Origin of the sequence: uncultured Nitrospira sp., assembly GCA_902500695.1 — a bacterium.
Classification (GTDB): domain Bacteria; phylum Nitrospirota; class Nitrospiria; order Nitrospirales; family UBA8639; genus Nitrospira_E.
On sequence record CABVRQ010000039.1, the window covers coordinates 9313 to 21257 of the forward strand.

The 11945-nt window shown below is 52.5% G+C and carries 10 protein-coding genes; 6 read left to right on the top strand and 4 right to left on the bottom strand.

Translation table 11 applies throughout. The annotated features are described in order from the left end of the window. The 3 genes from AAH187_RS11100 to AAH187_RS11110 form a co-directional block, all read left to right on the top strand. On the top strand, nucleotides 1-2678 hold a 2678-nt coding region (locus AAH187_RS11100), incomplete at its 5' end, for a CusA/CzcA family heavy metal efflux RND transporter (protein ID WP_342348524.1). A 34-nt stretch (nucleotides 2679-2712) separates the two neighbouring features. Then, nucleotides 2713-3975: a TolC family protein gene (locus AAH187_RS11105; RefSeq protein ID WP_342348525.1), complete on the top strand. Its 1263-nt coding sequence runs from the start codon at nucleotides 2713-2715 to the stop codon at nucleotides 3973-3975. 308 nt (nucleotides 3976-4283) lie between these two features. Further along, on the top strand, nucleotides 4284-4628 hold the full coding sequence (locus AAH187_RS11110; RefSeq protein ID WP_312646836.1) for an RNA-binding protein: 345 nt from the start codon (nucleotides 4284-4286) through the stop codon (nucleotides 4626-4628). Nucleotides 4629-4913: 285 nt separating this feature from the next. Here the strand turns inward: AAH187_RS11110 and AAH187_RS11115 are convergent, their stop codons facing one another. The 3 genes from AAH187_RS11115 to AAH187_RS11125 all read right to left on the bottom strand — a co-directional run bounded on the left by AAH187_RS11115 (nucleotide 4914) and on the right by AAH187_RS11125 (nucleotide 7553). Then, on the bottom strand, nucleotides 4914-5576 hold the full coding sequence (locus AAH187_RS11115; RefSeq protein ID WP_342348526.1) for a hypothetical protein: 663 nt from the start codon (nucleotides 5574-5576) through the stop codon (nucleotides 4914-4916). A gap of 131 nt (nucleotides 5577-5707) precedes the next feature. Beyond that, nucleotides 5708-6469, bottom strand: a complete 762-nt coding sequence (locus AAH187_RS11120; protein ID WP_342348527.1) for a hypothetical protein — start codon at nucleotides 6467-6469, stop codon at nucleotides 5708-5710. A 358-nt stretch (nucleotides 6470-6827) separates the two neighbouring features. Beyond that, nucleotides 6828-7553 carry a Crp/Fnr family transcriptional regulator gene (locus tag AAH187_RS11125; RefSeq protein WP_342348528.1) on the bottom strand — a complete coding sequence of 242 codons (726 nt, stop codon included), beginning with the start codon at nucleotides 7551-7553 and terminating at the stop codon, nucleotides 6828-6830. Between the two features lie 217 nt (nucleotides 7554-7770). On the opposite strand from AAH187_RS11125, the gene AAH187_RS11130 reads away from it, so the two are divergent. The 3 genes from AAH187_RS11130 (at nucleotide 7771) to AAH187_RS11140 (ending at nucleotide 11319) form a co-directional block, all read left to right on the top strand. Beyond that, nucleotides 7771-8616 carry a TIGR00730 family Rossman fold protein gene (locus AAH187_RS11130; protein ID WP_342348529.1) on the top strand — a complete coding sequence of 282 codons (846 nt, stop codon included), beginning with the start codon at nucleotides 7771-7773 and terminating at the stop codon, nucleotides 8614-8616. Beyond that, nucleotides 8613-10010: an MBL fold metallo-hydrolase gene (locus AAH187_RS11135; protein WP_342348530.1), complete on the top strand. Its 1398-nt coding sequence runs from the start codon at nucleotides 8613-8615 to the stop codon at nucleotides 10008-10010. Before AAH187_RS11130 ends, AAH187_RS11135 begins: the two co-directional genes overlap by 4 nt. 190 nt (nucleotides 10011-10200) lie before the next feature. Beyond that, entirely contained in the window at nucleotides 10201-11319 is a 1119-nt protein-coding gene (locus AAH187_RS11140; RefSeq protein ID WP_342348531.1) for a hypothetical protein, read from the top strand. 176 nt (nucleotides 11320-11495) lie between these two features. Here AAH187_RS11140 and AAH187_RS11145 read toward each other — a convergent pair whose 3' ends face one another. Beyond that, nucleotides 11496-11882 carry a hypothetical protein gene (locus tag AAH187_RS11145; RefSeq protein WP_342348532.1) on the bottom strand — a complete coding sequence of 129 codons (387 nt, stop codon included), beginning with the start codon at nucleotides 11880-11882 and terminating at the stop codon, nucleotides 11496-11498. Between the last annotated feature and the right edge of the window lie 63 nt (nucleotides 11883-11945).

Below are 11945 nucleotides of genomic sequence, written 5' to 3' on the forward strand. Positions count from 1 at the left end.
AGGGGCACAGCCCCATGTTCTTGAGAACCCTTCTGGAATGGGATATTGGCAGGCGGCTTCGGGCTGTTCCCGGGGTGGTAGAAGTCAATATCTGGGGGGGAGAAACCCAACAATTTCAGGTGGTGGTCGACCCCAGCAAACTCCTTGCCTTTAACCTCACCTTAAAATCCGTATTTGATGCCCTGGCGCAGAACAACGCCCTTGCCGGAGGCGGGTATATTGAACATGAGCGGGAACAATATCTCATCAAGGGAGAAGCGATGGTTTCGACGATTACCGATTTAGGGCAAATTGTCGTGAGTCATGGGCCTGGTGGCGTTCCCATTTTCATTAGAGATCTTGGAGAAGTCAAAGAAGGCGCCGCCTTGCGCATAGGGGCGGCCACACGGATGGGAGAGGGGGAAACCGTCATCGGGATGGTTCAAATGCTGGCAGGCGCCAATGCCCAGAAGGTGGTCGAACGTGTGAAGGAACGCGTCCAGGAAATTCAAGCCACCCTTCCACCGGGAGTCGTGATTGAGCCCTATTATGACCGGACCCTCTTCGTCTCAAAAGTCATCAACACCGTCAGGAATAATTTACTTGAAGGGGGTCTACTGGTCATCGCGATTCTCTTTTCATTTTTGGGAGACGTTCGGGCCGGATGTATTGTGGCGTTGGCCATTCCTCTTTCCATGCTGATGGCTTTCACCGGCATGTATCACGCCGGCATCTCCGGCAACCTGATGAGCCTGGGAGCCATCGACTTTGGGCTGCTCGTGGATGGATCGGTCGTCATGATCGATAACATTCTGCGACGGCTCGGAAACGTCACCCGCCAATCGAAGGAAGAGAAGTTAGCGACGATTCAGGAAGCCGCACGGGAGGTGTTGAGACCCATTGTATTTGCAGTCGGCATTATCATCGTTGTGTATCTTCCTATTTTGTCGTTGCTCGGGTTAGAAGGCAAAATGTTTCGGCCGATGGCCATGACCGTTATTTTTGCCCTGGCCGCTTCACTCCTCTTTGCGGTAGGAGGCGTGCCTGTGCTGTCGTATTGGTTTGCCCGCGCGAGGCCGAACCATGAAGAAACCTGGCTCATTCGGCGTCTGCGCCGGCTCTATCGACCATGGTTAGACCTGTCCTTGAATCGGCCGGCCTGGGTGGTGATCCCGGGTCTCGTGTTGTTTGCCCTCAGTCTGTTGATCGGATCACGCTTAGGGATCGAGTTTATTCCTCGATTAGAGGAAGGCGATATGGCCATTCAAGTATGGCGACTTCCAAGCGTCTCTCTGACAGAATCCGTGGAAACCGCGTTGGGCGTAGAACGGGCCTTACGCCAATTTCCAGAGGTCATGCAGGTGGTGACCAGAACGGGTAGTCCGGAAGTGGCCACCGACGTGATGGGCATTGATATGTCTGATGTCTTTGTCATCCTGAAGCCTCGAAACGAATGGACCACGACCACGTCGAAAGAAACGTTGATCGAAAAATTTAAAACTGCGGTTCTGGCAGCGGTTCCCGGAGTGGGACTCAGCTTCACCCAGCCGATTGAGATGCGATTCAATGAACTCATTGCCGGCACCCGATCCGACCTCGCTATCAAAATTTTCGGAGAGGATTTGGAGGTCTTGCGCCATCAGGGTGATGTGGTGGCACGATCACTCGAACAGGTGCCCGGTGCGGCAGATGTGAAAGTGGAACAAGTCACCGGTGTCCCCAGGATTCGGATCATCGTCGACCGTGATCAAATCGGGCGATACGGGCTGAGTGCCAAAGACGTGTTAGGGATCATTGAATCCGTCCGTGTCGGCCAAACGGTCGGGACCGTCTTTCAGGGACAACGCCGCTTTGATCTGATTGTCCGCCTCTCTGATGAGACGTCGGCCGGGCCGATGGCGCTTGGTAACATCCTGCTCCCCACTGCGCATGGTGAGCTGGTTCCATTGTCCCGCGTTGCGACCATTGAAGTGGATGAAGGCCCTGCGCAAGTCAGTCGAGAAAATATTCAACGCCGTCTGGTGGTCGAAGCCAATATCCGTGGTCGGGACCTCGGCTCATTTGTCACCGAAGCCCAACAGGTTATCCGCGACCGCGTCTCCCTCCCGCCCGGATACTACCTTGAATGGAGTGGACAATTTAAACATCTCCAGGAGGCCTCACGACGGTTAGCTGTGGTGGTGCCGATTACCTTACTGCTTATCATCGCCATTCTTTCGGTGATCTTTGGAGTCATTCGTCCGGCCTTGCTCATATTTTTGAATGTGCCCCTGGCTCTGTCGGGGGGGATTTTTGCCCTTTGGTTGCGCGGCTTGCCGTTAAGTATCTCAGCAGTGATCGGCTGTGTGGCCCTCTTCGGAATCGCTGTTTTAAACGGTGTCGTATTGGTGAGCCGTATCCAAGGACTGGAAACCGAAGGGCTTCCCACCCGGGAAGCCGTCGCGCAGGGAGCCATGGATCGCCTTCGCCCAGTCCTGATGACCGCTCTCGTGGCCAGTCTGGGGTTTTTGCCTATGGCCGTCGCGACCACGATGGGATCAGAAGTCCAGCGCCCTCTGGCCACAGTGGTGATTGGCGGATTGATCACCTCCACGGCCCTGACCCTGTTAATTATTCCAGCGCTGTACGGCATCGTCTGCCGTTCCAAAAAACAACCAGCCATACCCCATCAGTCTCACACAAACACCACCTCAATCTGAGAAGGATGGCGTTGTCACAAGAAGGGAACATCTCATGTGGTTCAAACAGATTCTTTGCCTCATCATTCTATATGGTCTCTGCTGGGAACCCTTGTTGGCAGCTACTGTCACAACACCACAGGCCCCTGCCCCGACCTATAGTCTGCAAGATATTCTGGCCATGGCCTTAGAGAAAAATCCCCTCATGAACGAAAGTGAGGGGGTCATCGAACAAAAGGAAGGGAATAAAATCTCCGCTTCCGCCTATCCCAATCCCACAATTGCCCTTCAGAGCGGACGAGGGACCGTTCGTGATCCTAACGGCATCACGCTCACCGAACGGTATGTCACCCTCTATCAGCCCATCGAATGGCCGGGGAAACGGGCGGCACGCCAACAGGCAGCCCAGGCAGGATTGGACGGCGCCCTGGCTTCAAAAGAAGAAGCCACCTTGAATTTGATTGCCGCTACCAAACAGGCTTTCTATGACCTCTTATTCGCGGAACGCCAAACGGAAACGGCTATCCAAAATGTTCGGACGATGGAAGAAGTCCGAAAAGCCGTGATTCGTCGCGTTGACGCCGGTGAAGCGCCCCCTTTTGAGGCCGTGAAAGTGAAAGTAGAGAGCATGAAAATTCAAAAAGAGGTCGCCAGAACCAGAGGTGTCGTCCAGGCTATCCAAGCCTCACTTAATAGCCTCACAGCCGGAGCGTTGGGGCTTGAATTCTCCATTCAAGGCGATTTCGCCGTCTGGCCTGGAGCCCTACACCTCGCGACACTCTCGGATCAGACTCTGACTCATCATCCCATGATCACTAAATGGAAAAAACTCATCGTACAAGCGCAGCACACCCACCGCCAGGAGCAACAGGCTCGCATGCCCGATATAACCCTGAGTGGAGGATACCAACGAGACGCAGGACGGGAAGCCTATATCGCCGGGGTTTCCATTCCCTTTCCCGTGTGGAATCAACATCAGGGCGATATTGCCCAAGCCAAAGGCACCTTGCGGCAACGGGAAGCGAGCCTGCTTCGAGCCAAGCAGGAACTTCTCAAAGGCATCGCCCAACAGATCCAACTTTCTCAAGCCGCTGCCGCACAAATTGCCACATACGAAAATGGACTGCTCAACCAGGCACAAGAGGCGCTACGTATCGCCCAGGTCAGCTTTAAATTCGGGGAAGCCAGTCTGCTGGATGTGCTGGATGCTCAACGGGTCTTACGGCAAACACAAGTTGACTACGCGCAGGCCAAATACGATCTCTCGATTGCCCTGACCGAATTGGAGCGCGTCACCGGCGGAACCGTACAACCCTGAAGCGCGACCGGTTATGTCGTCCATTCCGGATAGCACCATCGGATCTATCCATTAATAGGTCATAGTGCCATTTTTCGGCTACTATCTTTTACTTCCCTTGTGTGCTACGATTTTTTAACTCATCGCCCTGGGCTTAGCTTTGAGAGTTCAATCACTCAAGCCCGTAACCGGTGTTGTTTAGCCCGAGAGAATAACTCGGAAGTGTCTGACCTGAGTGGCGTGGAAACAGCGTCCGTGGCCTACCTCTTCCAAATGTTTTACCCTTCTCGAGCATCAGACAATATCATCTTTTTAAAAGGAGGAACCCCATGGGTTCAAAATTGTACGTAGGTGGGTTGCCGTATTCAGCGACTCAAGCAGAATTAACCGACCTGTTTTCGGCACACGGCACCGTCGAATCAGCTAACGTCATCAGCGACAAGTTCACCGGCCAATCGCGCGGCTTCGGATTTGTTGAAATGTCTACCGGAGAGGAAGCGCAAGCCGCAATTGCAGCCTTGAACTCTACGGAGTTTGGTGGCCGCACCTTGACGGTGAACGAGGCCAAACCCCAAGCTCCACGTACCGGTGGCGGCGGAGGCGGCCGTGGTGGATTCGGTGGCAGTGGCGGAGGCGGTGGAGATTTTGGAGGAAAGCGGCGCAGCCGATTCTAACGATTACTCGATACGTCTGATAATAAAGGGAGAGGTCCACAAGGCCTCTCCCTTTTTTTATTCCATTCCCGGATTTCAGATCGTTATCCTCAGGGAGTGTTGAATAATAAAGATTTTCAAGGGTAAATTTGCCCAAGATAAGATTATACATCCAAGGCTCCGGGTCGGTTCAAAAAAGTCCGTCCAGCAAGGCCGCAGCCGTTTTTACGCACGGAGCGTACGCTTAGTACGTGAGCACGGAAAAATGGCGAGAACGCCGCTGGCGGCTTTTTTCAACAGACCCCCTCAGGATCTCACCATGATGACGGCAGACAACAGCACTCCCAACCCTAACAACAGGGTCAGTCGGCCAAGCAGAGGCGAGAATCGAAGAAGGAGCCCTTCCCCAACCGATAATTCGGAAGCGGCCTTACTCTTCAGGGTACGTACTTTCGGTCCCATTATCCGATCGTGAGTGAAGGACACCACAACTAACAGGAACACCAGGATCAGTTTCGTGAGGACAACAGGTGGCCAAGAGAAAAGAGGAACCCCGAAATTGATGACATTTCCAAGAAGGACCGACCCCGTCACCACTAAAATGAACAGAGCGATCCATACGAGCGTTCTGAATCGACGAGCCAGGCTTATAAACCCTCGTTGGGCGGAAGGAGGGTCAGAGGCCTGCCGCAGAAGAGGGACTGCGACAAGGGAGAGGAACAGCATCCCTCCAACCCAGAAGGTTGCTGCAATCAGATGGGTCCAGACCAGAATAATGTAAAAGAAATTCACTTCCTGTGATTGTAGCGGGATTGCTCCGTACTCACCACATGAAAATGTATCCAAGCTCGGGAAAAGGACCATTTCCAGTGAATGGAAAAATCTATAATACACAATGCCCACTTCAGACAGGCGAATACTTGAAAAGGCTTCTCTCTGTAGTTGAAGCCGGATCAGGACCCATACCACGATGTCTTAGGTGGTGCCGCTTTTATAGACGGAAGAATTGCCCTCTCCAATTCACCATGGGTCAACCTGGCCCGATCGCAATCTCACCTCCGCCACCTTCCGTGTTTACCTCACCTTTACCTCACCGAAAATTAAAACGCGATGCCGACATACGCACCGGCCGTGCCATAATTATTCGTCGTATCTGTTTGCCCTGTGGCGAGATGAAATCGGCCATCCACTCCGAGATGGATAGCTTTCCAAATTCGATACTGCGCCCCCACCGCAAATTGCACGCCAATGTCCAAGACCGTCGTATCATTTGATGGAGGGCTGATGACGTGGAAGTCCAGGCCAACCGGGATGATCCAGGGGCGGAAACGGCTGCCTTCCATGAACATGATCTTCGGAGCCACATTGACCGTCAGCATGGTGATTTGAACCTTTTTATTGGTTTCGACCGAGCAAGTACTTATTCCGGCTGCCGCACAGGTGCTGGGAACGGCCTGCGTCACGTCTTTAGAATTAAACCGTTTAAACTCTACCCCAATTTCCCCCAACACCCAGGTTCCAGGAAACAAATCCCAAATATCTCGTGTGAGGACCAAATCCAAACCGGCCCCGACATAATAGCCGTTATTATTGTCATTTGACCCACTGAACCCAAAGACATCGGTCTCGACCTCATTCGAACGATCGTTGATTAACCCTGCCCAACCTCCACGGAAAAACACCATGTTCCCGGTTTCTTGTTCAGCTCCTGGAGATTGGGAGAGAGTTTTCTGCTCCAAGCGCTCCAGTCGTTGGTCCACGCTTAACCCCTGGGCGAGACTCGCACTCGGTACTGCCCAGAATACACACCCCACAAACCATACGCATATACTTAACTGTGTCACGGACCGGCCTCGGTTCATTATGCTACCTCCTCATTCATGAAATGGGTTAGGACTTCAGACCGCAATGAACATTTCTTCGAATTTTTGGCCATCTCGGTTTTCCTCCTTTCGGTGAAATTTGGAAAAACCACTGAACGGGCCGTAGCCTATACGATTCCAGACGGCGGGACCTTGTTGAAAAACAATGTTCAAGCAGATTGTTATCAATCTTTTAGATGGGTCTAATGGCCTAAAGAAGGCGAGAGCACACACAGCAGACAGGAAGGGAGTGCGTGAGGGGACCGGGTCGAAATACAAGGAGGCTGAGCAGAATCGCCGCTAGGGAGAAAATAGGAAAAACGATAGAAAATGGTAAGAAGTGTTGAGGAGAAAAATTTCAACGAGCGGGGGGCATGCCGGCAATTTTCGTCAAACGATCGGGATTCCTAATCACCAATTCCCGCCGATGCACCGTAAGGAGTTGATCTTCCTGGAAATCATGAAGAAGCCGGACAACGGTCTCCACGGTCACGGCCGTCATTTGCGCAAGATCTTCCCGTTTGAGTTTGAGCGTAATTCGAATTCCGGCATCATCGACTTTCCCGAATCGATGGCCCAATTCCAACAAGAGTCTGGCTAATCGCTCCCTGGCTGGGGTGAATGCAAATTGATCAGCCGCATTCAGCACAGCAGTCATTTCTTTACTGAGCACCTGAACAAGCTTAACCGCCAACTCACCATGTTCCTTCAGAAACGCGAGAAAGCTGGTGCGATCCAACAGACAAATTTGGGAAGGCTCCAAGACTTCACAGGTGACCTGATGGACCGGTTGCTCTTGAAAGGCTTGTTTCTCCAGAAGTTGGCCGGAATCCAAAATGGCCACCAACCGCTGCTGCCCCTTGCGATTGAGCCGGGTCAGTTTCACCCGCCCTTGGCAGAGAATATAGAGACCCAGTGCCGCATGTCCTTCATAGAATACATATTGACCTGACTGATACATGGCCCTGCGTTTAATAAGCCCGAAGGGTTCTTCCACAGAAGGCACGAGTTGGCAGATATCAGACGATTCCCGATTGGGGCAGGCTTTACATTCAGGAATGGCTGGAGAAGTGGGTGCTTTCATCGCTCACTCCGGTACGTTTCGAACCATTGGACTATACCCGATTCCTGATATTCAACCAACCCCCCCGCGCAGCAGACGGGATTTCTTCTGAAGTAGGAGCGTCCAACCCCTTTCCAAAGCACGAATATGTCCCGGCATTCGGCTTCAGCAGTTTCAAATGGCTTCCGGGGTCTTTATAATCTTTACTCTTTACTCCTCGTGAAAATTGTCTGCGCCCATGACCAATTTGCCTCAAGCTGAGCCTCCTCTCCTGTCTTCTCCGGCATACAAACGAGCGGACTCCGACCTGGATTTTTTGCAGCGAGACGATCTTCGGGCGGTCCGGCTCCAACTGGAGTGGTTTAAGCCGGAATTGATCCAACAGGACGAGGGTATCGAATCCACCATTGTGGTGTTTGGCAGTGCCCGGCTTCTGGAACCGGCGGCGGCTAATGCCAAGCTCGTGATCGCAGAAGAAGAGCTTGCAGTTTCCCCGCAGGATCCTGAAAAAAAACGGGCCATGGCCATTGCCAAACACCATGCAGCGCTTTCCCTCTATTACCAGGAAGCGCGTGAGTTCGGCCGTCTCGTATCTTCCAGTTGTCAGATCGACGGACAGTGTAAATTCGTCATCATCACCGGCGGGGGCCCCGGTATCATGGAGGCGGCTAATCGAGGTGCGGCTGACGTGAAGGCCAAATCCATCGGACTCAATATTGCGTTACCCCACGAACAGTTGCCCAATCCCTACATTACTCCTGAACTGTGTTTTCAATTCCGCTACTTTGCCCTTCGGAAAATGCACTTTCTCAATCGGGCCAAAGCTTTGGTGGTTTTTCCCGGAGGCTTTGGCACGATGGACGAATTGTTTGAAACGCTGACCCTGCTTCAAACAGGAAAAGTGCAGGGTATGTCAGTAGTGCTCATCGGACGGGCTTTTTGGGAGGATCTCATCAATTGGGAGAAATTTGTGGAGTATGGAATGATCGCGGCTGAAGATTTGCAATTGTTTCATTATGCTGAAACAGCCGGCGAAGCGTGGAATATCATCGTGGCCCAGCACCCAAAGGAAATCCCATCATGAAGATTTCGTTTCATGGTGCCGCCCGGTCCGTCACGGGAAGCCGTCATCTCATTCACGCGGGATCTTCCCGCCTGCTTCTGGACTGCGGCATGTTTCAAGGGCGGCGAGACCAAGCGGCCAACCTGAATCGTCACCTCGGCTTTGATCCAAAATCCCTGACGGCGGTGTGCTTATCCCATGCCCACATCGACCATTCCGGTGCTCTTCCGGTCCTGGCCAAAGAGAAATTTCGCGGATCGGTCCATATGACGTCGGCCACGGCAGATCTCACCAAAATTTTACTGGAAGATTCCGCCAAGATTCAGCAAAGTGACTGCCGATACGTCAACAAAAAAGAACGACGGAGAGGAAAAGCATGTGTCGCACCGTTCTATTCGATGGATGATGTCCAGAACATCACCAATCGGTTTCGAGGAGTCGGCTACGGGACATCCATCTCTCCTGCCTCCAACCTGAAGGTGCAATTTCATGATGCCGGTCATATCCTGGGATCGGCGGGAATCTGGGTCAAGCACCAGAGTCGTGGCAATTCCACCTCGGTCCTGTTTTCGGGAGACCTGGGGAGGGCCAACATGCCCATCCTTCGGGATCCTCATGCACCTCCCCCCTGTGATGTGCTGATCATTGAATCAACGTATGGAGACCGACTGCATGAGGACGACCAAGCCAAACGAAAAGCGATAGCGAAACAACTCGTCGACCATGCGATTCAGTACAAAAGCAAAATTGTCGTTCCGGCCTTTTCGGTTGGCCGCACTCAAGAAATCATCATGCGCATCAAGGAACTCGTGAACAATGGAGAAGTCGACCCCATTCCGATTTATATCGACTCCCCTCTCGCATTAAAAGCCACCAAAGTGTTTCGCCAACACCCGGAATGCTATGATGAGGAAACCTATCGAACCTTTACCTCCAGCGGCGATGTCTTTGCCGCAAAATACATCCATTTTATTTCGTCGGCTCAAGACAGCAAGCTTCTGAACCGGCGCAGCGGCCCCTGTGTGATTATTTCAGCTTCCGGCATGTGTGAAGGGGGACGCGTCGTGCATCATCTTAAACAGACCATTGAGGATGAAGCCAATGTGATCGTCCTGGTGGGCTGGCAGGCCGAACACACATTGGGACGCAAACTGGCGGAGGAATGGGACATTGTGCCCATCTTTGGAATCCCGACACAACGGCGTGCTCAAGTGGTCCGATTAAATGGCTACTCCGCTCATGCGGACCGGGATGATCTCCTCGCGTATGTCCATGCGATCACCCCGCATCCGCGAAAAGTCTTTGTGGTGCATGGTGAAGAACGCCAGTCGCTCGCGTTTGCCATGCGGCTGACCACGGAATTCCCCGGCATGGAAGTGGAGGTTCCACGGCCGGATTCCATGTATGACGTGTAAATCCATGATCCTGGTCCCCTGGAGGCTCTGATCTCTTCCATGCTTGTGATGTCTTGGACAATGAAAAATCGTGGTTGCGCTTCCGATGGCGTCCTGACCTTTCGTTTAAACCTGAACCCGGGTAACACCACCCAGATGCACCAATGAAGTCAGACTGACGTTCATCACACCGCCAGCACACATGCCACCCATGATCGAACCAGATAACTTTCACATACAAGACGGGAGATGCATCGTCGTCTTTGCCTATGACGTTGGTGCGTCCATTCACATCGACGAAGCGGAACAGCGCATTACCGCGACAAAAGAACGAGGGCGAATCAAACGGAAACGGCCGGCACCGGAATATTTTGATTATCACCCCCCGCCGCTCCGTATTACGCAAGAGCTGGAACCCATCAGTCTCGGAGCCCATCACACGCTTCGCACCGTCGACACCGTCCTCTATGACTTCGGCGCGCTCATGGTGACCTATCAGATTCCACTGGCCGGACCGTTTGCGTCGTTGCTCCCGCTCAGTGAAGTCCTCTATGAAAATGCTCAACTGCTCCAAGGCACATTCCTGCATATTCAATCTCTCCTGAACACCTTGGGTCCGGCAATTGAAAAACCCAATATATCCGAATTGGTCGAGGACTATGCAATATTTCAGATTTTCTCGACGCAACCCGCGTTGGATCTGTCGCAATTTGTCAAACAACACGGCACGCTTCTGTCCCAAATCCTCCGTTGTGAAGATCAACCACTGTCAGAACAGGAAATTCATGATGCCACCACGAGTCACATTGCCTTCGGGACACAGGACCTGACCCTCATTGATTGGAATGCCACGCTTATGATTGGACAGGGAATGGATGACGTGCGTGCGGTCTTAGAATTCGCCAATGTGGAATTAGTCGAGCGCCGATTTCTCGACCACCAATTGGATGAAGCGCTGGATGAGGCTTATGCCGCTCTCACACAGGAAAGCCGGCATGGGTTCCGCTGGCCGGGAGCATCGGATGTTAATCTTCGCCGAATCGCAGGCATGCAGGTGGATAGTGCGATTCTCTTTGAACGGGTCACCAACACGCTGAAATTATTCGGCGATCAATACTTAGCCAGAGTCTCGCGACTGGCCTCGCAACGCTTTCATTTGCAAAGTTGGGACACCAGCATTCTCCGCAAGTTGGACACGCTGGATAATTTGTATGACAAGATGGCCGGTCAAACCGGCAATCGGCGCATGGAAATTCTCGAATGGATCATCATCATTCTCATTGCGATCTCCATTCTCCTTCCATTTATCCCGGGGTTCCCCGGATATTAGGCCCCCTCCCCTCTCTCAGCGTTCCCCGCTCTTGATCACTCCAACACCTCTCATGGGCGCAAGGACACAGCTCAACGTTGTGAGATGGGAATAGGTGCAACACAAACATGCTGAGAGCGAACTATTGGGACGCCAAAACGAGAAACCGGACAGGGGAAAATTGAAAAGGATGGAGCTTATTCGAGTGAAATACGATCATCAATATTTCGAATGATCCTGGCGCGACCCTCCTGATCAACCTCCGCTTCAATCCAATCACCTACATGAGCCGGTCGATCAATCCGCGTATTTTCATCAAAAGGCAATCGCGCCTCAATCTGGTCGTTGATGTGCACAACATAGGCTGCGCCTTCAATCTGGAACACCTGCCCCTCCACTAATCGCAACGGTTCCTTGGGGAACAAGGCTTCTTCTTGAATCTGCCGATAACCTTTGGTGCCTTCAACAATGCCAAGCCCGATATCAGCCTGACGCAAGTCCACAGGTTCCTGTGTGCCTCCGCAACCCACCAAACCCATGAGAACAAAAATTATCCCCAACCAACCGGGATACGTGAATGCCATGCACAGCCCTCTCTTTTTGCTTACTCCCTCAGGTAACTGCTGGCCATCATTCCGACAGTGTAT